We start from the raw sequence: 22,973 nt of genomic DNA, 5'->3' as shown, positions 1-22,973 counted from the left end.
CACCGTCAGGCGCCGAACATCCTCTTCAACAGACCCTTGGGAGAGTCCTGCGGCTGGCAGTCGCCGGTGGTCCCGACCTCCAGGTTCTGGTTCTTTTCGATCCGTCTCCTGATCTCGGAGATATGGCTGTCGGTTTCGTCCACGTGGAACCGGAAGGCGTTCTCAAGGGAAACGACTTTTTCGCTCATCTCGTCGAGCACGCCGCGGCTCATGCGGGCAAAATCCCCTTCCAGGGATTCAAGCCGGTCGATTACGGCACGCAGGGTGGCCACAAGCTCGGCGGCCTCGCCGGAACGGGCCGGTGCCGGCGGCGCAGTCTCAGGCGAACGCTCGGAGGTGGACGCGTCGGCTCCGCCCCAGTAATAGTTCTCGAAATCCAGGTCGCCGATGATGTCGCGAACCATCTCGCCCGGAATCTCTGTTGTCTGCTCGGCAAAGGCGGACAGAAGGATGAAGTCGCAGATGATGTTGACGAGCCGCGGAATGCCCCTGCTGTAGCGGTACACGATATCGAGCGCATCGCTCGAAAAGGCGACGGCATTTCGATTTCCGGCCCGCTCGAGGCGATGGAAGATATAGCCCTCGGTTTCCTCTCGGGACAGGGGGCTTATGTGGCAGTTGATGCTGATCCTCTGGCGGAGTTGGAGAAGCTGCGGCAGGGCGAGGACGTCCCTGAGCTCCGGCTGCCCCACGAGAACGATCTGCAGCAGCTTGGTGTCGCTGGTCTCGAGGTTGGAAAGGAGCCGGATGTCTTCCAGGAGATCAACGGAAAGATTCTGGGCCTCGTCGATGATGAGCACCGGCCGGTTGCCGCGGGCGAACTGCTCGATCAGGTAGTCGTTCAGTTCGTTGAGGAGGGCGACCTTGCCCCTGCCTTCGGCCGGAATGCCGAAATCATGGCAGATCATGGCCAGAAGCTGCTCGGGCTCCACCCGCGTGTTGAAGATGCGGGAGATGATCGTCCGTTCATCCTTGAGCTGCATCATGTTGCGAATGAGGGTGGTCTTGCCGGTCCCGATGTCGCCCGTGAGCAGGATGAAGCCCGCCCGCTCGCGAATGCCGTAATCGAGGTACATGAGGGCCCGCTTGTGGGACTTGCTCGGAAAGATGAAATCCGGGTTCGGGAGCAGTTCGAACGGTTTAGTTGTCAGGTTGAAATAGGCCTCGTACATGATTCTCGCTTTCACTCACGGCCGGCGCTGCGCCGTCCCACGTCCCCCTGTCACTTGCTCCCGCCCTTTCCCATAATCCTGGCGAGCTTGCCCGTTTTTTCCGCCTTGGATCGGGCCTCCGCCGGTTCGGAGCTCTGACCGTACCCGCCATACCTGTAGCCGTACCCGTATTTGGAGCTTAGTCCCACGGCACTGGCTTCGTTGAAAACGATGCCGATGATCTTCTTGCGGTTGAGGGCGCCGATCGCCTCGTCGATGTTCGCCAGGGAGCTCTGCCCTTCCCTGACCACGAAGACGATGGAGTCGACGAGGCTGGACAGTGAGCGCACCTCGGCAAACGGCAGGGCCGGAGGAGCATCGATGATGACATAGCGGTCGGGATAGCGATGCCTGATCTCGTCCAGCAAATCCTTCATCCGCTGGGATGAAAGGAGCTCGACCGGATTGGCGGCAGGCTTGCCGGCGGGCAGGATCGAAAGCCGGCCGATGCCGGTCCTGACCAACAGTTCCGGCAGATGGGCGCCCACGCTGAGATACTCGGAAAGCCCCCGCTCCCCCGGAATGCCGAGATACTCGGCCGTCATCGGCTTCCTGAGATCGGCATCGATCAGCAACACCGTATTGTCATACTCCTGGGCAAGGGTAATGGCCAGGTTGAGGGCGGTTATGCTCTTGCCCTCCCCGCCGAGGGTGCTGGTGATCATGACGGTATTGCGGAACTCCCCCACCGAGGTCCCCGCAACAATGGCCGACTTCAGCTTCCGGTACTCTTCACTCACATACGAATGGGGATCATTGAGGGTGGCAAGGAGCGGATTGTCATGGCGGATACCGTCGAGCGGCTCCGCAGGGAACGGCGGCAGCCCGGCACGCTCGCGCGGCGGCACGTCGTCCGTCTGACGCGGGACGGCAACGGGACCGCTCTCGGTCGTGGTCCCCCGCAGCATTGCCGCTTTCTCAAGGGCCTGTTCAATTCTGCTCATGCATTTCCTTTCTCCATTCAGACATCACATCAATGCTGCGATAGAAATGAGTTACAGCATGCCCTGCAACCTGCTGATGATCCGGTCCACGGGTGAAATATTCAGCAGTTCCATGACGAGAAACGCCAGAATGACCATGAAACACGCCCCTGCCGCAGTGAACACCCTGATGTTTTCGCGCCGCTCCCGGGCAACCGCCTCGCTGGTGCGAATCCTGGGGATAACGGCCAGCACGGGAATCCCGGTTTCCTTCAGTGCATCAACCGAATGCACTGAATTGTTGAGCCGGTCCAGGAGGACGATGAGCCCCAGGGCACCGCCAAGTCCCGCGACGATCCCCATCAGCATGATCTTGACCCGGTTGGGGCTGACGGGGCTTGACGGCATGATCGCCGGATCGACGATGCGGAAGGTGGTTGTCTTGTCCTGGACTTCCATCTGCTTCGACACTTCGGATTGGCCATGGCGCGCCATGAGCTGGTCGTAGAGGTCCTTGCGGTTCTTCTTTTCCAGTTCGAGCTTTTCGAGCCCGGCCTTGGCCGAGGGAATGTTCCTGAGCAGCGCCTGGTTGGTGGCGATGTAGCGCTTGAGGCCGTCCTCGCTGACCTTGAGGGCCTGGAGCTCCGCTTCGGCCTTTTCGTACTCCTGGGGATCAACGACCGTTTCCTGCTGGGGAGAGCGGTTCTTCATCTGCTCCTTGAGGGTCTCGATTTCTCCCCTGACGCGAAGCACCTCGGGATAGCTGTCGGTGTACGAGACGCGGAGCTCTTCAAGCTGCTTCTGGAGAGCGACGAGCTTTACCTGGAGCGGATCGCCCGCCTTGCGCGTGACCGGCCGGAGCCCCTCCAGATGACGCCTGCGCAGTTGGATATCATAGAGTTTCTGCTGAGCGACGTTGATCTCCTCGAACAGCTTCGCCTCGTCGATGGCGATGACGCCGCCCTTGTCGGTCTTGTACCGGTTGAGTTCGCCCTCGGCTTCTTCGAGCTTGCCGCGGAAGGTGTCGATCTGCTCGGAAAGGAACTTGATGGCACCGTAGGATTCCTCCCGCTTGGAGGATATGTTTTCCTCCACGTAGCGCCGGACCAGGGTATTGACGAAATCGCGGGCCACGCGGGGGTCCTTGTCCACGTAGGAGATGGTGAAGATGTTGTCTCCCTTGAGCTTGATGGTGATGTTCTGCTGGATCGCGCGCACCCTGGACTCGATCTCGGCATCGCTTTTGGCGGTCACGTCGAGATCGAGGTCATTGAGCACCTTTGTGACGAGCGTGCGACTGGTAATGGCCTCGCTGAGGCCCTTGATGGCCTGCTCCATGGACGGGGTGACGGCAATCCCCTTGACCAGTTCGCTGATGACGTTTTTCTCGATGAATACCGTGCTCCGGGCCTCATACTTCTTGGGAAGGACGTAGCTGTAGACCACCGCTCCAGCCATGATCGCGAGGGCCACCACGACAAAAAGGCGTTTGCGGGCGACGATAAGCGCAAGATAGTGCCGGTAGTCGAATTCGGACTGCTGCATCAGAACATCCCTTCCTTCACGATGACGTAATCTCCCGGGCTGAGCTTTACGTTCTGGCTCAGGTCGCCGTCCTTGACCAGATCCTTGGCCTTCACCTCGATCAGCGCCTCCTTGTCGCCGTCCCGCCTGCGGATCACCGTGTCGTTCTGGCGGGCGAACTTGGTGAAACCGCCCGATTCGAGGATGGCCTCCATGACGGTCATCCCCTCGCGGTATTCGATGAAGCGGGGGTTGGTGACGGCGCCGAGGACGTACACGTTCTTTTCCAGTGCCTGCGGAATGAAGATGGCGTCGCCGGACTCGATGACGATATCTTCGCTGGTATCGCCGGTGATAAAGAGCCGGTAGAAATCCTCCTTCACCTTCTTGCCGTTGCGCAGGACATAGGCCTTGCGGTAGTCGGCCACCTTGGTGGAGGGACCCGCTGCGGAGCCGCCCCCCTTGCCGTCGCCGGCGCCGACGTTGCCGATGGAGCAGAGCAACTGGAGCAGTGTGGTGCGGCGGTTCAGGTCCACCACGCCGGACTGCACGCCACCGCCGAAAATGTAGACCTTGCTGTTGGTTATCTCCCGCACCGTGACCGTTACTATGGGGTTCTTCACCAGTTCCTTGAGCCGTTGCGCCAGATCGGCCTGCAGGTGAACCGGGGTAAAGCCGCTTGCCACCACGTCACCCAGGCCGGGAATGGTGATCTTTCCGTCGGGCCGGACCTTGACTCCGACATTGAGCTCTTTCACTCCCCAGACGGAGATGTCGAGGCCGTCCCCTTCGCCGATAACGTAGTCCGCGCTCCACGCGAGCGCCGGTAACAGCAGGAACAGGGCACAGATCAGAAGGTTCAATCGCATCGCATCTCCTTTAGACATATCCCCGGGGCACTTACCTGCCACCCCGCTGGAACAGCACGACTTTCACGGTTTCAAAGATAATCATTATATCAAAGGCAACGGACAGATTCTTGATGTAGTAGAGATCGTAGCGCAGCTTTTCCACGGCGTCTTCCACCGACGCCCCGTAGGGGTAGCGGACCTGGGCCCAGCCCGTCACGCCCGGCTTGACGAAGTGGCGCTCGGAATAGTACGGGATGACCTTCTTGAGCTGCTCCACGAACTCGGGACGCTCCGGCCGGGGGCCCACCAGGCTCATGTCGCCGATCAGGACGTTGTACAGTTGGGGAATCTCGTCGATGCGGCTCTTGCGGAGAAACCGGCCGAGCCGGGTAACGCGCGGATCGTCCTTCTGCGCCCAGACCGCGCCCGTCCCCTTCTCGGCGTCCTCGCGCATGGTCCTGAATTTGAAGAGATTGAACGGCTTTTCCCGCTCGCCGACCCGCTCCTGCCGGAAAAGAATCGGGCCGGACGAGTCGAGCCGGATGGCCAGGGCAACGATCGGCAGGAACGGCAGGAAGAGCACCCCGCCGAAGAGTGCGCAGGAAATGTCGAGAGCCCGCTTCAGGAGGCGGTTGAGGGCGGTTACGCGGAAGCCGGACGAAAAGATGAACCAACTGGGGTTGATGCTCTCGATGAGCAGCTTGCCGGTGACCCGCTCGTAAAAGGAAGGGGCGTCCACAACCTCCACGCCGCTCAGCTTGCAGTTGAGGACATCCTTGAGCGGGAAGACGCCGCGGCGCTCGCCCAGAGAGACGACGATCTTGTGGGCCCGGGCGCGGCGAACCGTTTCGTAGAGGCCGTCCTCGCTCCCGACGATGGATTGGGCCGGGACGTAGACCGGCTCGCGGGAGCAGGCAACGTAGCCCGAGAGCACGTAGCGGTCACCGGACGCAGTGACGAGGCTGCCCATCTGGTTTGCCAGGGGGCCGGTGCCGAGGATGAGCACACGCTTGGCGAACGAGGGGAATATGAAGCCTCCCCTGCTGCCCGCATGCCAGAGGAACTGGAAGAATCCGAACACCACCGTGGCGATCATGAGCACGCCCCGGCCATCCATGACGATCGGCAGGAAGAAGTAAAGCGCCGTAAGGACGAAAAACGCCAGAACGAGCTCGATGCTGATGCGTCCGATGAGATCAAGCGGGGTCAGCTCTCGCTCCTGATGGTACACCTCGACGAAAAAGGCGCAGAAGAGCATGACGATTACGAACAGCGCCAGCCTCACTCCTCCCTGGCCGGTAAAGCTCTCCACTCCCGGTATTTCGCCCAAGCGGAAGAGGTGAGCCGCCAGTATGGCCGTGACCGCACAAAGGCCATCCCCTACCATGAGTGCAATTGAGCGTTTCATATCAGTTTTTCCCCTTTTTCACCTGCCCCGCAGTACCGGAAAGCTCGGCGAGCGTGGTGCGCGCCTGGCCGGACTCGGGGAAGTCCCCCAGCTTGAGAGCCTCCTGGAGAGCCGCTGCGGCGCGGACACGATCGCCCGTGTCCCGGTAGGCGAGCGCCAGGTGGTAGCGGACCGACGGGTTCGATGGCATGAACTTGACGACTTTCTCAAGGATCTTTACCGAGTCTCCTGCCCGGCCGTTCTTCAGAAGTGCGTAGCCGTACGTGTCGGCAATGGCTGCGTTGTTGGGCTCCTGCTTGAGAGCGGTAAGAGCCATGCGCAGGGCCTCCTCACGGGGCCCGTAGCCGTCGGCGTAGAGAAATGCCAGGTTATTGAGGGCCGGCACGTAGGATTCGGCCTTTTCCAGGGTCTGACGATACTTTCCTACGGCCTCCCGCTTCTTGCCGCCCATTTCCAGGAGCATTCCCTGGGCGAAAAGGGCCGGGGCATGATTGGGGTTGTTTCTGAGAATGCTATCGTACTGTTCCATTGCAGCGGCGGTGTTGCCGCTGCGGCCCAGATACTCTCCCAGTTGCATGGCGGCCCCCACATTGCCGGGCTCGGCCCTGAGGCCGTTTTTCACCTCCTGAATGGCCCGGGGAAGATCTCCCTGCTCCGCATGTACCGAAGCGAGGATGGTGTGGCCAAATGCTGCGTCCGGCTTGAGCGTCACGGCACGCCGCGCCTCGTCGATGGCCTTGGCGGCCTCTTTCATCTGGACGAATGCGGCGACCTTAAGGGTCAGACCCTGCTCGGGTGCAATCGACTCCAGATCCGAGAAGACCCTGATTGCCTCCTTGCCCTTTTTCTGGGCAAGAAGGATCCTGCCTTTCATCACAAAGGCATCCGCCGCCCGCGGCTTGGCTTTTATGGCGTCGTCGAGGACCGTCAACGCCTTGTCGTAGTTCCTCTTTTTCTCGTGGTACGCGGCAAGTGCCAGATACCCGGCATACACTTCGGTCTCCCGCGCCTTGGTGTACCAGGCGAGAGCATCACCGTCCCTGCCCTTCAACTCTGAAAGTGCGGCAAGTCCGAGCATTGCCCTGAGATTGCGGGGATCCTCCTGAATCATGCGGGAGTATTCGGCCATGGCTCCATCCAGATCGCCGGTGGAGGCATGATAGGTTGCCAGGTTGAATCGGGCCGGCAGGAACGCCGGATCGCTCTTTCTCGCCATGGTGAGGTACTTGACGGCTTCGGCCGGCTTCCGCTCGTTGAACATGATGGCCGCCATGGTGTTGTACAGGGGGGCATCCCCTTTGGCGCCCGTGAGTCCCTCCTTGAGAGTGGCCAGGGCGCGGTCGCTGCGGTGCTGCCGCATGTAGTGGAACGCAAGCACCAGCCGCGAGTTGAGAACCTCCGGGGCAACCCTGACGGCTGTGGCGAAATCACTCTCGGCCTCGCGCACGCGCCCTTTGCTGAGATTGAAGGCCCCCTTCTTGAGATGGGCATCGACAATGTTCGGATCAAGCTCGGTGGCACGGTTGAGTTCGCGGATACCCTCGTCGTACATCCCTTTGGCAAGATAGGCGCTTCCGAGGATGTTGCGGGCAAGGGCGCTGCGGCTGTCGGTTTCGATGGCCCGGCGTGCCTCGGCTATGGCATCGTCGACCCTCTTTTGATTGAGCAGAATCAACGCGGTCAGGAGCCGGGCCTGGACGAACTCAGGCGCATGGTCGAGGATGCGGCGGAATTGGCTGAGGGCATTCTCGAGTTCGCCACGGCTGTACATGCTCAATCCGAGGTAGTAGAGCCCTTCCAGGGAAGGCGCTATCTTCACCGAGTCCTGGAGAGCGGTAATGGCGTCAGCATAATTCTTGCGCTGGTATGCTATGAGCCCTTCAACCGTGGTCCTTCCGATTTCTGGGGGAACTTTTGCAGCAGGGTCTCGGCAGTCTTCTCGGCTTTGGCCATTTCGCCTTTTTCCAGCAGGATGACTCCCTCGCGGTAGAGTGGGGCCGGATCCCCAGGCGTCAGCGACGCAATTTTCCGATAGATCTCCAGTGCCCGCTCGCGATTGCCGAGGGACAGCTCATAGCCGGCCAGGAGATTGTGGGCCTTCACGTTGCCGGGGTCGGCCGCAAGGATCTCGTCAATGAGTGCGCGGGCTTCCTTTTCACGGCTCGACTTCTGTTCCATCAGGAGAACCGCCAGTTGGAGCTTCGCGGAAGTCCGTTGCGGCTCTGCGTCAAGGGCCAGCAGAAAATTCCGCTCAGCCTCGGCAGGCATCCCTTTCAGCGCATAACCGAGACCCAGCACCTCAAGGGCCTCCGCAGAACCGGGATTCGACCTGAGGTACGTACCGGCCCGCTCAATGGCCTGATCCGGTTTCCTCTGCGAGTTATAGAGCTTGGCCAGCTCAAGAACGATGTCGGTCTTGGAGGGGTTCTGCTTCAGAACCTTGAGGAATTCTTTCTCAGCCTGTTCGTACTTGCCCAGGGACTGGTATGCCTTGGCCAGTTGATAGCGTGCATCCTGAAAATTCTGGTCTTTTTCCAAGGCGTTTCTAAAAAGAACGACCGCACCGCCCGGATTCCCCTCCTGAAGCAGTTTCACCCCCTCGGTGTACAGCTCGTCCCTGCTCTTGCCCCCGCAACCTGCCAGGGTGAACATGAGTACGACGAAGCCTGCTATGATAAATGATCTAGACAATGCTGTACCCTCCCGGACAGATTTGAACTCCGCTCATGATATTTCTCACGAGCAGAACGAATTGTTCGAAATTCAATGGTTTCATGAGGCAGTAGGAACGGTCGAGCCCCTCGAGAAACGAGAGGAGATCACGACTGATGTGGTCTGTGAGCACGATGACGGGCTGGCTGATCTGGCTCAGATCGGTGAAAAAGCGCTCACCGAACGGATAGCTGGCGATGACGAGACCGACGCGCTCCCCGACCACATGCGCGGCGTCATGGAGGAGCCGCTCCGCCGCATACCCTTCCGACGCGAGAATGGCGGCGCATACCCGAGAAAAACCGTCTTCATCGATGATGAGGATCTTTTCCTTTTCCATGACGCTTATTGAGAGAGCAATAATGATACCCTTTTCGCACGTTCATGCAGTTTCTGTAAGCACTCGCCGGGACAACGACATCTCGTTGCATATAACGTGGCATAGTTACAGCCATATTTCCTTCGGGTTCCTTTTTGCCGTATTTTTGCATCTGCCCCGGCAAACAGGCCGTAATCGGCACGTCACGGCACCGAAACGCCGTAAGTGTTTCCACGGGAAACACATTGGCACCGATCTGCCATGACAACGAAAAAAGGTGTATCCAATGGATACACCTTTTTAATGGAGCCGCTGAAGCTCCCCATGTTCTTAGCTCGGCAATGGTTCCAATGGTAACACTGCCACTTCTTGTGCCTGCCCGCTTCTCAGAGCCCCAACTGTTCCAGGCGCTTATAAAGGGTCTTGCGGGAGATGCCGAGTTTCTTCGCAACCAGTGACTTGTTACCCCGGCACTCCCGCAGGGCGCTCTGGATTGCCTCATCCTCAAGTTCCCGGAGCGTCCGCGGCTCGGATGCGTCGCGGCAGCCGGAGGCACCTGCGGCGACCTCTTCAGGCAAATGCTTCAGGGTGATAGCGCCTCCGCGGGCCAGGACGACGGCACGCTCGATGGTGTTGCGCAACTGCCTGATGTTGCCGGGCCACTCGTAGCCGCCAAGGACGCGCAGCACGTCGTCGGAAAGGGAGAGCGTCTTGCCCTCCCTGAGACCGAACTCTTTGACGAACTCGGAGGCCAGGAGCGGAATGTCCTCTCTGCGCTCGCGCAGGGCCGGAACATTCAACTGGACGACATTGAGCCGGTAGTAGAGATCCTCCCGGAACGTGCCGGCGGCTATTTCACGCATGAGATCACGGTTTGTGGATGAGATCACCCGGAAGTTAACCTTGATTTTGCGATTGCTGCCGAGCCGTTCAACTTCCTTCTCCTGGAGGACTCTCAGCAGCTTTGCCTGGAGGGAGAGCTCCAACTCGCCGATTTCATCGAGAAATATGGTGCCGTCGGCAGCAGCTTCGAAGCGCCCGATTCTCCGGGCGGCAGCGCCGCTGAAGGCCCCCTTCTCATAACCGAACAGCTCGGATTCCATGAGCTCGCGGGGGATGGCGGCACAGTTTACGGCCACGAAAGGACGATCGCGCCGCACACTGCCGTAGTGGAGCGATCGGGCGATGAGCTCCTTGCCGGTTCCGGTTTCGCCACAGACCAGCACACTGCTCATGGAGTCCTTGACCGCCTCTACCGTGTTGAATATTTTGAGCATTTCCGGGCTGACGCCGATAATCCTGTCAGCTCCGCTGCCCGCAGCCACCCGCTTGCGCAACTCGGCCACTTCGCGTTTGAGCGAACGCTGCTCCACGGCCCGTGAAACCATGCTCTTGAGCTTTACGTAATCGGGAGGCTTGATGAAGTAGTAGAAAGCGCCCCGGGTGATGGCGTTGACAGCGGAATCGACCGTTCCGTAGGCGGTCAGAAAGATGACCGGGACATCCGGCAGATGTTCGGCCACATGCTCGAATAACTGCATGCCGTCCCTGCCCGGCATGCGCAGGTCGGTAATGATGGCGTCAACGTCGCGCGATTTGAGGATATGCTCCGCCTTGGAGGCGTCAGAAGCGGTAAGTACCGTATGCCCTTCGCCGGCCAGGATTGCCGAAAGCACCCTGGCCGCATTTGGCTCGTCGTCGACGATAAGAACAAGACCCTGCACGTCGCTCCTCCTGGACCGCTCCACTCCGGTTATACCGCCGGCAACATGATCCTGACGGTGGTTCCGCCTCCATGATTCCCGGTTATTTCAATCTTCCCCTGATGGTGACGTACGATCTCGCGGGTAATGAACAGGCCGTACCCTTTCCCGTGCTTCCTGCTGCCGGCTCCGGGGAAACTCCCGAGTTTCCCCTTGCCCCCCGACCGGAGGCCCGACCCCGTATCGGCCACCTCGACCACGATCATCTCCACTCCACCTTCCAGCAGGGTGCTGGTCCGCATGGTAAGGGAGCCGCCCGCCTCCATGGCCCCGAGAGCGTTGTTGACGATATTCAGTATGGCGTGGCCGAAATTGAACGAATCGAGCATGACCGGCGGCAACTCTCCGTACTCCACGTCAAACCGCACATGATTCGCCTCTGCCTGCAGGGAAACGAATTTAACGACGCGTTCAAGGAGATCGTTGAGCTGGATTTCCTCTCTGACCGGTTCCAGGTGCGAGGTTCCGAGGAACTCGGTAATGAATCCGTCGAGCTTACAGATCTCTTCGTCGATAATATCGGCGAATTCGGCAAAGGTTGCATCAGCGCAGTACTTGTCCTTGAGGTAGACCACGGCGCCCTTGATGGCATTGAGCGGATTGCGTACCCCGTGGGCAAGCGTCACCGACATCTTGCCGATGTCTATCAGTGCCCGGGCACTGTCCATTTCACCATAGACCGTGCAACCCGGAAGCACGGAAACCTGCACCATTGCGCCGGTGCATCGGGCGTCACCGTCGAAAACGGGGCGAATTTCAATGTCTGCCGCGCTGAACTCGCCATAAAAGCAGTAGTGGCGATAACCGTTGAGCACCAGAGGCGTCCCCTGATCCACGACGGTCCGAACGGCGTCCACATTGCCGTTCCAGAGCCGGGGATAACATTCGTAATAGGGGATGCCCAACAGGGGATCGCTCCCCTCCGAGCGATGCAGATCATCCCGTGCCACGAGCCGCAGTCGATCGTCGACCATAAAAGAATATCGTCTCATATCCATCCATTCCGGCAATGAACGATATGTCCGAAACGGACTCCCGCCTATGCCGTTCAACCTCCCTGTTTTACAACGGTCCTTTACGATCTGCCGTGATAGGCTACAGTCTTACCGAATTCACCGCCGCCGGCGAGGGATCAGCATCGTCCGTCTCCGGCCCTGGAGTTCTATCAATGCCCTCGAACCAGCCTTCCGGCTCAGCGGCCGCCTCGTTTCTCTGCTCCAGCGCTGCCCCCCGGGTTCTCCCCTTCGCGTCACTCATGGTTCTGATCGGCGTGGAAGAGGTGCTCCGGGCCCTGACGACACGGGGCATCGTGCCCTTTCCCCCCGGATGGTTCCTTTTCCTCTACCCCGTGAGGATAATCATTGCGGGGGCGGTACTTGCCTTCTGCCTGAAGCGCTGTGACGAACTGCACCTGTCGGATCTGCGCCGGCCGCTGCACGCGGCCGCGAGCGTGGCAACCGGCTTTGCGGTCTACGTTCTCTGGGTAGGCATGGACTGGCTCCTGCCGTTCCAGTCCCCTCCCCCCGGCTTTGATCCGACCGGCATCGGCAACGATGCGCTCAGGATGTCGATGATCATCGTCAGGCTACTGGGGGCCGCTCTCATAATCCCCGTACTTGAAGAGCTTTTCTGGCGGTCCTTTCTCCTGCGCTACCTGATCGACAAAGAATTCGAAACCGTACCGATCGGCAAGCTTACCTGGCCGGCATTTTTCTTCTCGACGATCCTGTTCGGATTGGAGCACCACTACATCGTTGCCGGCATCATGGCCGGTATTGCCTACACCCTGCTGCTCAGATTTACCGGAAGCATCGTGCTCTGCATACTCGCCCATGCGGTAACGAACCTGGCGCTCGGCCTCCACGTGATCAGCCGGCAGGCGTGGCACTTCTGGTAAGCCTACACGGCTGCGGGGTCATCTCTCCTGAAGTCCGGCTTGAGCACGATCTGGTGCGAGTCGAGGATTTCTATCTCTTCCCCCTTCCGCAGTGACGTAAGGAGCCTGCTCACCGTTTCGCGCGCAAGGTTCGCGTACCCCGCAATCTCCTTATGGGTAAGCTTCATGGCAATGATGGTCCCGCGGGCATCGTTCACGCCGTGCATGTCGGCAAGGTGGCCGAGCACGGTCCGTACCCGCTGCTCGGCATCGGAGCTGCTCAGCACCTTGAGCATGAGCCATGATTCGCGCAGTCGTCCGCAGAGCATCTCGATTATTCTCTCAACAACCTTGGAGTTGGACATCAGGTACCGGTCAAAGTCCTCCTTGGCGATCAACCCCACGGTTGTGTCCTCGAGCGCCACAACCGCCGCCGGGGACGTTTTACCATCCAGCATGGCCATCTCGCCGAAAAAGTCCCCCCGCTTGTGAATCGCATAAATCCTTTCCCGGCCGTCGCTTCCGGTCCGGACGACCTTCACCTTGCCAGACATTACAATATACATATAACGGTTTGAATCTTCTTCGCAAAGAATCATGGCGTTCCGGGGAAAGCTCTTTTTTCGGAGCGTGGCCTTCAAGGAAACCAGTTCCTCCCCGGATAGCGACGAAAAGAAAGGAAGGCGACCGAGAATACGCTCTACTTCCGCATGTTTGATTCCTTCCTGTGCGTGCGCCATGAACCACTCACCCTTTCCCGGCAGTTCTTCCGCCATGTCCTGGCCAATGATCACTATCCAACCGTGCCTGACCTGCATGCATCCGTCCCGGCAGCGTTTACCGTGCCAGAACTGTGGTGCCGCGCCCTAGTGAAAATGCAAAACAGACTCATTCGCGGCCTGGCCGGCGCAGGGTGCCGCGTCAATCCGACCGTTCCGGATTCTCTCGCATCGGCACGATGTAAGTTTGTTCGAAATATGCGTCGATTTTGTTTACAACCATACATCCCACCCACATGTCACCCTGTGCAACAAGCTGTTTTTATTATACTTTATCTTCGGCACGGCTAATGCAGGGCAAATGAGCAATTCGAGTTTAGCCAACTTACGTAGTAAAATATATCACAAAAGGAGTTGTCATGAAAAAGACCCTATCAGCACTCGTGTTGCTTGCCATGCTGGTGGCACTGCCGGCGCTCGGCAACGCGACACCCTACGCCCCCACCTCTTCCCTGATTCAGAGCTTCGGCTACATATCTGAAAACCCTGTAACCGCCGGGACGAAGCTGTTCGACGTACAGGCGCTCGACAACGGGGCAAAGTTCATCGGCAACATTTACCCGACGACCACCGGCACCTGGGCAGAGATTCGGCTGGGGACAACCGGCGCGTTCGATCTTTCCTCCTATGACTCCTTCATGCTCCAGATCGGCAACTTCAACGAAAACCCCTGGGCATACAACCTCTACCTCACCGGTCAGACGAACGGCGTCGACTACTATGTGCAAAGCGCATGGTCGACAATCAACAACGGCGGCACAGGCACCCTCGCATTCGATTTCACGGGACTCAACGTGGATCTCAGCAAAGTGACGGGAATCGGCTTCAATATCGGCGCAATAGTTCCGCTGCCCGGCCAGGACTACACCTTCGAAACAATCGCCGCCCCCGTGCCCGAACCGGGAACCATCATGCTGCTCGGCGCCGGCCTGGTTGGCGTCGGCCTGTATATCAGACGTAAGAGAGCATAACCCGCAGTTTCGCCGGATGCACAGGTACGGAAAGGGGGAGCCCGTGAGCTCCCCCTTTTCTTGTCCGCGTTCCATCCTGCCAGGCATCATCTCCGCCACTCGAACGGCACTCCCGCCCGCGAGGCTTCGAGTTCCAGATCCTCAAGCTGTTTCTTGATCTCTTCGCCTCGTGCCTCTTCCCGGCGAACCTCCTGGAGCTTGGCATAGTAAGCTTCACGATGGCGCCCCGGCGTGCTGAGCGCGCTCTTGTTGACATAGGGGTTGTCCTCGACGGTGGCGGAGCCCTCGGCCTGTTTTTCGGCAAAATCCTTCAGTTCCCCCTGGCTCGGATTTCTGCCCATGCTGATAACCCAACGGCGGTGGAGTTGGTTCAATTCCTCCTTTTCTTGGGGAGGCTCTTCTCTATCACATCGAGTTCTTCCCGCAGGGAACTGAAGCGCGAGCGCCAGCCCTGTTCGTCGAGTCCGCCGTAGAGAAGCGGCGGCTGCGGTGTGGGAGCGGGCTTGACCTCCGCCGGAGCGGCAGGGGGTTCCATGGCAGGCGATGAAGGCGTCTCTCCCCTGACGGAAGGGAGTTCCTTCACCCGTTTGAGATACTTGGGCGGTATCCGTTCCAGGTTGTCGGTGAAGTGGACAACGCCCGCATCATCGGTCCACTGGTACGTTTCCGCCGAAGCGGCGCCAGGCAACGACAATACGGCAATTACGGCGAGTCCGGTGCATGTGCGGATCACGGTGTCTCCTCTATGAACTGACAAACGGAAGTTCTGCGTGCGTGGCAAACAAGCCATAAAAAAGAGGCACTTCATGCAACATTTCGCATTGACGCCCTCTCCCCCGGCATGTATAGTACGGCGTTTAAAGGGCTTTTATTCAACAAATTCACCATATTAGGAGTTTATCATGAAAATGCGTCTCAACGGGGTCGTGACGGGTATCGTGTCGCTGGTTCTGCTTGTGGCGGTTGTGGCATTGGCCAAGGAAACCAAGGACATTCCGTTCAAGCTGAAGAACGCCGCGCCGGTCATTTTCAGTCATGACATACACCTGAAAAAGTATAACAACAACTGTCGGATTTGTCACATCGCCCTCTTTGACCTTAAGAAGCCGAAGCGCTTTACCATGCTCGACATGGAGAAGGGCAAATCCTGCGGGGCCTGCCATACGGGCATGAAAGCCTTCAGCGTAGCGGACGACTCCCAGTGCGTGCGCTGCCACAAAGGTACGGCCCGCCCCGTGACCTACCGGATGAAGGGTGCCGGAGAAGCGGTGTTCAGCCACGAAGTCCACGTTCCCATGCTGGAAGGAAAGTGCCGGACCTGCCACTCGAACCGCGACATCACCGGCGGTCGCAACGTGACCATGGCCCAGATGGAAAAGGGCAAATCGTGCGGGGCCTGTCACAACGACAAGATGGCGTTCACCGTGGCCGGCAACTGCGGCAAGTGCCACAAGGGGATGACCCCGCCGAAAGTGGTTAACTTCAAAATGAAGGGCGTGGCGGACGCGGCCTTCAGCCACGAATTCCACCTGGGCATGTACAAGTGCAATGAGTGCCACACCAAGCTCTTCGCCTATAAGGCCGGCGCCAAGCGCTTCACCATGGCCGACATGGACAAGGGCAAGTCCTGCGGCGCCTGCCACAACGGCAAGGACGCTTTCTCTTCCGCCGGCGACTGCGGCAAGTGCCATCCGGGTCTGAGGCCGGCCAAACTCACTTACAAGACCAGCGTGGGTGAAGCCTACTTTGACCACGAAATTCACCTGAGCATGTTCAAGTGCGCCGACTGCCACACCAAGGTCTTCAAATACCGCAAGGGCTCTGCGCCGGCGACCATGGCCGACATGGAGAAGGGCAAATCGTGCGGTGTCTGCCATAACGGCAAGGATGCCTTCAGCGTGGCCGATGACTGTGTGAAGTGCCACAACATGTAACGCAGCCGGTTTACGGCTTTTGCACGAGAAAAAGGCGGGCCGCTCCGGCGCCCGCCTTTTTCCTTTCCACAGCCATCTGCCTGCCTTCTGGGTCAGGGGCGAATCATTCTCACCCCTTCCATGATCCCCTCCGGCGAGGACGGAACCACAACAACCGCAACGCCGAGCCCCTGTTTCAACTCGCCAATGGTCAGGTCGTCCAGAAACACTCCTTCCCCCTCCTTCAGCATCACGTCGGGGATCAGGACCCCATCGCCCAGATTCCTCCCGGCCAGTTCGGCCAGAATATCGCGGCCGGCAACAAGACCGGTAACCGTGACCGATTCGCCGAACAGCCGATTGGGAATCGCCACCGGCTGAAAAGTGACGCCGGTTCGGGCGGAGAGCCTGGCGAGAAAATCGGCCAGGTAGCGATAGGGTGAATGGCCGGTGACAACCGTGAGAGTACGGGGTTTCATGCGGCGGGCGCGGCGCAGCACCCGATCCGCCTCATCCATGAAGAGGGGAATCATCCCGACTCCGTTCTCGATCTGGGGGAAATCGCCGTAAAAGTCCAGAGGAGGAAAGGGGGCGTCGGCCTTGATGAAAAACTCGTCCGCCAGGAACAGGAACGGTTCGCCAAAGGCATCGGCGAGCTCCGTGCCTCAAGCAGCCATTCGTCGATGAAGTCGCGCGCATAGTCGGCGCTGACCGGCTCCAGCAGGGGCAGGCGGTCCCGGTGCCGGGTGAGCCCCACCGGCACGATGGCCAATGAGGCGACCTGGGGATACAGGGCTGCCAGGTCGGCAACGGTCCGCTGGAGGGCATCGCCGTCGTTCCAGCCGGGGCAGAGGACCACCTGGGCATGCATGGTGATGCGGGCTTCGGCGAGCCGGGTCATGATGTCGAGGATGGGGATGATGCCTTTTCTGCCCAGGAGACGCACACGCAGGGCCGGATCGGTGGCATGCACGGAAATATAGAGGGGGGAGAGGCGCTGCTCGATGATGCGCTGCAGGTCTTCCTCGCCGATGTTCGAAAGGGTGACGTAGTTGCCGTAGAGAAAGGAAAGCCGGTAGTCCTCGTCTTTCACATAGAGCGGTCGACGAAGCCCCTTCGGCAACTGGTGAACGAAACAGAACACGCACCTGTTGCCGCAACGGGCAGGCGCTGGCGCGGCAAAGACGAGACCCAGCGGTTCGTCGTCGTCCCGTTCGACCTCCACATCCCACACCTCGCCGGAAGATTTTATGATCTCCAGGAGAAGCTCTTCGCCGTCTGCGTGAAAATTGTAGTCAACGACGTCGCGCAGAGGGTGGCCGTTAACGGCAGCAAGACGGTCGCCCGGCTCAATCTCCAGCTCCGAGGCAATGCTGCCGGGGACGACGCTCTGGATCAGGAGCCCCCTGCTCATGGCCGCTCGAAGAACGGAGTGGCCCGGTACCACTCAACGCCATGCCGGAGCAGCACCTTGATGACAGCAGCCACGGGGACCGCCAGGAGCATGCCGAAGATGCCGAACCACTGGCCGCCGATGAAGAGGGCGAGGATAGCCGCCACCGGATGGAGCCCCACGCTGTTGCCAACCACGGCCGGTGTGATGAGCGCCCCCTCGATGGCCTGGACAATGGCGAACCAGCCGAGGCAGAGGAGAGGATGGAGCATGTCGTGGAATTTGAGGAACGCCATGGTCATGGAAACCACGATGCCGAAGACGGTCCCCACGTAGGGAATGATGAAGAGGAACCCCGACAGGCTGCCGATGACGATGGCGAGGTCAATGCCGATCATGACCAGACCGATGCTGTAGAGCACTGCCAGAATGGCACAGACCGCCAGTTGCCCGCGCACGAATCCCGACAGGACGCCGTCGATCTCTGTGCCCAGCATGGCGGCCCGGTCGCGGGCGCGGACCGGGATGAGGGCCATGAGCCCTTCCCTGAGCCGGGGCAGGTCGGCCAGGAAATAGTAGAGATAGACCGGGGTGATGAAATAGCCCGCCACTGTCAGGAGAAAGCCGAGGGTCGATGAAAAGGCGCGCTGGACCACGCCGAGGGCTTCCTTGACCAGGTCGAGCGAGGCACCGCGCAACTCGTCCACAAGGCCATCGATGCGCGCGTAGAGCTTGTCGGGGGTCTCGATCTCAAGATAGGCCTTGGCCCGGCCGGGGATGAGGTCGTAGAGCCGGTTGGCGTAGGCGGGCAGGTTGATCTCGACCCGGGCCACCTCCTTCTGGATGGAGACGGCGAAGAACGTGGCGGCGCCGGCCGTGACCACGACGATGAGGGTCATCACCAGCAGCACAGCCGCCATGCGCGGGATCCGCCGGGCCTCCAGCCAGGTCACCAGAGGATTCAGCACGTAGGCCAGAATCAGGGCCAGGAGCACTGGCAGAAAGGTCGAGCCCAGGGTCCAGACGAGGAGGACACCCGCCAGGGCCAGGAGCCCGCACAGGATGTAGGGTAGCTTTTCTTTCAAGGGATCGACCAGGGGAAGATGAGAATGGCCGGTTCGGGAGGCCACGGGGACCGTGGTATCCCGAACCGGCGGACGGTGTCGGTGTGCTACTGATGCAGCCTGAAGTGGCCGTCCACTGAGGTGATGGAGGAAATGGCGTGCTTGTAGATGAGCATGTCACCCTGAATCTCCATGAGCACTGAAAAATTGTCGAACGACTTGATGTATCCCTCAAGCTTTTCGCCCGACATGAGCCGCACGGCGACCTTGATTCGCTCCTTGCGCGACTGGTTGAGGTACTGGTCCTGAATATTGAATGGTGCTTTCGCCATGGTGCCGCTCCTTCATCCAAAAAATTTCATTACAATGGTAGAGATACTATCAAAATTGGCCGGATATTCAACCCACTTTATTGCAGAATCCTTGCGAAACCACGTCAATTGTCTTTTTGCATAGCGGCGGGTATTCCGTTGCACGAACTCCCGCGCCTCGTTCAGCGAACAGGTTCCGGCCAGATACGCGCAGACCTCCTTGTAGCCGATGGCCCCCATGGCCTTGAGGTCCGGTGAATAGCCTGCTTTCAGCAGACCGCTCACCTCATCCACAAAGCCTTCCGCGAACATCCGGTCCACCCGCTCGTTGATGCGCCGGTAAAGGACATCACGCTCCACGGAAATGCCGAATTTCAGGCAATCATACGGCTCATCGGCGAAACGGTGCTCCTCCTGGAACTCAGAAAGCGGCTTCCCGGTCATCAGGAACACCTCCAGCGCCCTGACGATCCGGACCCGATCATTGGGGTGGAGTCGCGCCGCCGCGGCCGGGTCCACCCGGGCCAGCCGGTCGTGGAGGACAGCCACCCCTTCACGCCGGGCATCTTCCTCCAACTCGGCCCGGATCGCATCGTCACCGCCGGGCGATGGGGCGAGCCCGCCACTAAGGGTCCTGATGTAGAGCCCCGTCCCACCCACAAGAATGGGGTGCCTTCCCCGGCCGTGGATCTCGGTGATGACCCGTCCCGCCTCCCGGCGATAGTCGGCTGCGGTGAAGTTCACGTCCGGGTCGACGATATCGTAGAGATGGTGGGGGACCCGGGCCACGAGCCCAGGAGACGGCTTTGCCGTGCCGATGTCCATCCCCCGGTAGACCTGCATGGAGTCGGCATTCACCACTTCCCCGCCGCAGGCTTCCGCCAACCGCACCGCAAGCTCTGACTTGCCCGACGCAGTCGGGCCCTGGATTATGACGAGTTGTGCCTTTGACCCGGCCTGATTGCCCATGATAGCGGTCACACTCTCTTGAACATCTTCTCCACCTCCCCCAGGGTGAGCCGCTGGAGAACGGGCCTGCCATGGGGGCAGTTGGTGGAAAAGTCGGTTGCGTCCATCTGGGCGAAGAGGGCCTCGATCTCGCCGGTGGTCAGGGGATGCTCGCCCCGCACAACGCTGTGGCAGGCGACGCGGGCCAGGATATCCTCCACGGCATCGGCGATGCTGCGACTGGCCCCGAGGGACTGGAGCTCCTCAAGGGTGTCGCGCAGCAGACGCAGGTAGTCGGTGCCTGCCAGCAGGCGCGGAATCCCCTTTACGATCCAGGTGGTGCCGCCGAAATCCTCCAGATCGAAACCGAGCCGCCCCAGGCCGCCGCCGTGTTCCCGCACCACCGCCGATTCCCGGTGAGACAGCTCCACGGTTTCGGGGAAAAGAAGCCCCTGCCCCTCGACCCCGCCGGCAGCGAACTGCGTCTTGAGGCGTTCGAAGGCGACCCGCTCGTGGGCCGCATGCTGGTCGATGATGACCATGTCTGTGCCATCCTGGCACAGGATGTAGGATGCATTGTACTGGCCGATGACGGCCAGGGAAGAGAAATAGCCCCGGTGACGACGCACGGCCGTGTCGTCCGGCAGCCGGCTGCCGGAATCGGGCAAAGGCGGCTCCCGATCCTGCTGCGGTGCGGGTTGCGGCGTAAAAAGCGGCCGATGGGGAGCCACGGCGGGTCGGTAGTTTTCCAGAAGTTCCCGCACCTCCTCCACCTGACGCGCACCCGTGCCCTGAACGGATTGCTGAGGCCGGGGCGCCGCCGGCGGCGCAACAACGGGTGACTCGGAGCGGCGGATCCAGGGCGTGAGCCGGAGCGTCTCCTCCACGGCGCCCTGGATCACATCGTGCACGATCCCCTGCTGCCTGAAGCGGACCTCGTGCTTGGTGGGGTGGACGTTCACGTCCACTTCGCCGGGAGACACCTCGATAAAGAGAACCACCACCGGGTAGCGGCCCCGCTCCAGGAAGTTGCGATAGGCCTGGAGCACGGCGTGCTGCACGACGCGGTCGCGGATGAAGCGACCATTGATGTAGGTGTAGAGGTGCGATGCCGCGGAACGGCTCACATCCGGGCGGGCCACGAGTCCGGTCACCCGCACCCCCTCGGTGGCCAGCTCAACGGGGTGGAGGGCCGCAGCCACGGTCTTGCCCAGAAGTGCGGCCACCCGGTCCCTCAGGGTGCCGTCCAGGGCCCGGAACAGTGTCTTGCCGTCGCTCACGCAGGTAAAGCGAACCTCTGGGCGGGAAAGGGCCAGCCGGGTGACCAGATCTGCCACGTGGCCCCCCTCGGTCTCGACACTCTTCATGAACTTGAGACGGGCCGGGGTATTGAAGAAGAGATTGCGGACCGAGACCACGCTCCCCTCGGCCATGCCGCAGGCCTTCACCTCGCGGATCTTTCCCCCTTCGGCGTAGATCTCGGTTCCTTCGATGCTCCCCCGCTCGCGGGTGGCGAGGGTGAAGCGGGAGACCGAGGCCACGGAGGGGAGCGCCTCTCCGCGGAAGCCGAGCGTGGCCAGGGAGAACAGGTCGTCATCCGTGGCGATCTTGCTGGTGGCGTGGCGCTCCAGGGCCATGAGGGCGTCTTCCCGCGACATGCCGCAGCCGTCGTCGGTGATCCGGATGAGGCGCCGCCCTCCCCCCTCGATCTCCACGATGATCTCGCCGCAGCCGGCATCCAGGGCGTTCTCCACCAGTTCCTTCACCACCGACGCGGGGCGTTCCACCACCTCGCCGGCAGCGATCTTGTTGGTGAGTATCTCGGACAGTATCCTGATCCGGTGGGGCATCAGGCAAGCTTCCTCTTGACGGCCTCCACCACGTGGAAGGCGTCGTTGATGGCGGTGTAGATCAGGTTGGGATGCTTCTGCTCCTGGATGCTGCCGCCGCTGATCTTCATGAACGAGGGTGAGATGGCGCCGCCGATGACGTAGACCCCCTTGCGGGTCGACTCGAACTCGGCGTTGAGCAGGATGAGCCGGTCCCCCTCTTTGGCCACGGTGCAGACTCCTTCGGCGCAGGCAATGGTCTGGACCCCGATCTTGTCGAAGATGGGAAGCGGTCCCTGGGAGCCGATGCAGGCAATGACGCTCTTCATGGGGAAGCTCATGGCATGGTAGATCTCGATGCCGTCGGGCTGGGTGAACTCGTTCACCCGGATTACGAGCCGGTCGACCCCCTCCTGGTCCACCTCGCCGATGCGGGGGATGGCACCGGGAAGCAGCCTGATGTTGCCACCCAGGAGGATCTCCTCCCCCAGGCGCTGGGCGGTCTCCTTGTTCACGTCGAATTTTTCCGCCACATGGGCCCAGTAGACCGACTGGGTGTCCCCGGCCTCGCGCTTGGCCCTGAGGATGGAGATGATCACGTCCGCCGCCGTGTTGCCGCCGCCGATGACCAGGGTCCGGGCCCCCACGTACTTTTTCGGGTCATCCAGGGTCTTGGCCACCATCTTGGCGTCGCCGTAGACGGAAAGTTCGCGGGGAATGCTGCTGCCGAAGGCCAGGACCACCTTGCGGGCGGTGAAATTCCCCACAGAGGTCTGGACGATGAGGTGATCGCGGGCGTCTTTAAGATCCTCGAACTGGACCTCGGCCCGGATATTCAGGTTCTCGTGCTGGACAAAGTGCTGCACGTACTGGATGTACTTTTCCACGGCCACCGGCTTGTCGGGCGGGCGGAGCTCTTCCACCAGGAACGGTTCGGGGCTCTCCTTGGGCCGAGACGGGTAGACGTTCTTCCCTTCGGGGTAGGTGTTGGCGATTCCCTGAAAAACACTCTTTCCCTGTTCGATGAGGAGATAGGAGAGATCGTTTCTGTGACACAGGTAGGCGCAGGCGATCCCTGCCGGACCGCCCCCCACGATGAGGACGTCATACATCTGCTGTTCCATTGCACCTCCACCGGCCAGGATGCGCCCTCGGCCAAAAGCAAAAACCCCCGGGGG

Annotated in this window: 17 protein-coding genes and 3 pseudogenes; 3 read left to right on the top strand and 17 right to left on the bottom strand. The window is 60.4% G+C overall.

Going from position 1 to position 22,973, the window contains the following annotated elements:
- Positions 1-5 precede the first annotated feature (5 nt).
- The 9 genes and pseudogenes from A2G06_06955 to A2G06_06915 form a co-directional block, all read right to left on the bottom strand.
- The gene (locus A2G06_06955; GenBank protein ANA40092.1) at positions 6-1,172 is read right to left on the bottom strand and encodes an ATPase; all 1,167 of its coding nucleotides are present in this window, start codon (positions 1,170-1,172) and stop codon (positions 6-8) included.
- A 50-nt stretch (positions 1,173-1,222) separates the two neighbouring features.
- Positions 1,223-2,155, bottom strand: a complete 933-nt coding sequence (locus tag A2G06_06950) for a polysaccharide biosynthesis protein (GenBank protein ANA40091.1) — start codon at positions 2,153-2,155, stop codon at positions 1,223-1,225.
- Positions 2,156-2,206: 51 nt separating this feature from the next.
- Entirely contained in the window at positions 2,207-3,679 is a 1,473-nt protein-coding gene (locus A2G06_06945; protein ID ANA40090.1) for a chain-length determining protein, read from the bottom strand.
- On the bottom strand, positions 3,679-4,527 hold the full coding sequence (locus tag A2G06_06940) for a sugar ABC transporter substrate-binding protein (protein ID ANA40089.1): 849 nt from the start codon (positions 4,525-4,527) through the stop codon (positions 3,679-3,681). The genes A2G06_06945 and A2G06_06940 overlap by 1 nt, the downstream gene beginning before the upstream one ends.
- Before the next feature lie 31 nt (positions 4,528-4,558).
- Positions 4,559-5,917 (bottom strand): glycosyl transferase, encoded by a 1,359-nt coding sequence (locus tag A2G06_06935; GenBank protein ANA40088.1) that lies wholly within the window; start codon positions 5,915-5,917, stop codon positions 4,559-4,561.
- A 1-nt stretch (position 5,918) separates the two neighbouring features.
- Positions 5,919-8,608 (bottom strand): annotated as a pseudogene (locus tag A2G06_06930) (hypothetical protein).
- Positions 8,601-8,969 carry a hypothetical protein gene (locus A2G06_06925; protein ANA40087.1) on the bottom strand — a complete coding sequence of 123 codons (369 nt, stop codon included), beginning with the start codon at positions 8,967-8,969 and terminating at the stop codon, positions 8,601-8,603. The pseudogene A2G06_06930 and the gene A2G06_06925 overlap by 8 nt, the downstream one beginning before the upstream one ends.
- A 365-nt stretch (positions 8,970-9,334) precedes the next feature.
- Positions 9,335-10,672, bottom strand: a complete 1,338-nt coding sequence (locus tag A2G06_06920; GenBank protein ANA40086.1) for a sigma-54-dependent Fis family transcriptional regulator — start codon at positions 10,670-10,672, stop codon at positions 9,335-9,337.
- Positions 10,673-10,701: 29 nt separating this feature from the next.
- Positions 10,702-11,709 (bottom strand): histidine kinase, encoded by a 1,008-nt coding sequence (locus A2G06_06915; protein ID ANA40085.1) that lies wholly within the window; start codon positions 11,707-11,709, stop codon positions 10,702-10,704.
- A 170-nt stretch (positions 11,710-11,879) separates the two neighbouring features.
- On the opposite strand from A2G06_06915, the gene A2G06_06910 reads away from it, so the two are divergent.
- Positions 11,880-12,608: a CAAX protease gene (locus A2G06_06910; GenBank protein ANA40084.1), complete on the top strand. Its 729-nt coding sequence runs from the start codon at positions 11,880-11,882 to the stop codon at positions 12,606-12,608.
- Between the two features lie 2 nt (positions 12,609-12,610).
- Here A2G06_06910 and A2G06_06905 read toward each other — a convergent pair whose 3' ends face one another.
- Positions 12,611-13,327, bottom strand: a complete 717-nt coding sequence (locus A2G06_06905; protein ANA41619.1) for a Crp/Fnr family transcriptional regulator — start codon at positions 13,325-13,327, stop codon at positions 12,611-12,613.
- A 398-nt stretch (positions 13,328-13,725) separates the two neighbouring features.
- Between A2G06_06905 and A2G06_06900 the strand changes: the two genes are divergently transcribed.
- Positions 13,726-14,337, top strand: coding sequence for a PEP-CTERM sorting domain-containing protein (locus tag A2G06_06900; GenBank protein ID ANA40083.1), 612 nt, complete (start codon positions 13,726-13,728; stop codon positions 14,335-14,337).
- Between the two features lie 86 nt (positions 14,338-14,423).
- On the opposite strand, the pseudogene A2G06_06895 reads toward A2G06_06900, so the two are convergent.
- Positions 14,424-15,070 (bottom strand): annotated as a pseudogene (locus tag A2G06_06895) (hypothetical protein).
- Positions 15,071-15,239: 169 nt separating this feature from the next.
- Here A2G06_06895 and A2G06_06890 point away from each other — a divergent pair.
- On the top strand, positions 15,240-16,271 hold the full coding sequence (locus A2G06_06890) for a cytochrome C (protein ANA40082.1): 1,032 nt from the start codon (positions 15,240-15,242) through the stop codon (positions 16,269-16,271).
- Positions 16,272-16,363: 92 nt separating this feature from the next.
- Here A2G06_06890 and A2G06_06885 read toward each other — a convergent pair.
- From A2G06_06885 to A2G06_06860, 6 genes and pseudogenes are all read right to left on the bottom strand, one after another.
- A pseudogene (locus tag A2G06_06885) lies at positions 16,364-17,664 on the bottom strand (FeS-binding protein).
- A complete protein-coding gene (locus tag A2G06_06880) occupies positions 17,661-18,773 on the bottom strand; it encodes an AI-2E family transporter (protein ANA40081.1) in 1,113 nt (370 codons plus the stop codon). Before A2G06_06880 ends, A2G06_06885 begins: the two are co-directional and overlap by 4 nt.
- Before the next feature lie 41 nt (positions 18,774-18,814).
- The gene (locus A2G06_06875) at positions 18,815-19,039 is read right to left on the bottom strand and encodes an RNA-binding protein hfq (protein ID ANA40080.1); all 225 of its coding nucleotides are present in this window, start codon (positions 19,037-19,039) and stop codon (positions 18,815-18,817) included.
- Positions 19,040-19,051: 12 nt separating this feature from the next.
- Positions 19,052-19,987, bottom strand: a complete 936-nt coding sequence (locus A2G06_06870) for a tRNA (adenosine(37)-N6)-dimethylallyltransferase MiaA (protein ID ANA41618.1) — start codon at positions 19,985-19,987, stop codon at positions 19,052-19,054.
- A gap of 8 nt (positions 19,988-19,995) precedes the next feature.
- Positions 19,996-21,816 carry a DNA mismatch repair protein MutL gene (locus tag A2G06_06865; GenBank protein ID ANA40079.1) on the bottom strand — a complete coding sequence of 607 codons (1,821 nt, stop codon included), beginning with the start codon at positions 21,814-21,816 and terminating at the stop codon, positions 19,996-19,998.
- The gene (locus A2G06_06860) at positions 21,816-22,919 is read right to left on the bottom strand and encodes a pyridine nucleotide-disulfide oxidoreductase (GenBank protein ANA40078.1); all 1,104 of its coding nucleotides are present in this window, start codon (positions 22,917-22,919) and stop codon (positions 21,816-21,818) included. The genes A2G06_06865 and A2G06_06860 overlap by 1 nt, the downstream gene beginning before the upstream one ends.
- Positions 22,920-22,973 lie beyond the last annotated feature (54 nt).

Source organism: Geobacter anodireducens (genome assembly GCA_001628815.1).
Classification (GTDB): Bacteria; Desulfobacterota; Desulfuromonadia; order Geobacterales; family Geobacteraceae; genus Geobacter; species Geobacter anodireducens.
This window is presented reverse-complemented; position numbering and strand designations above follow the sequence as displayed.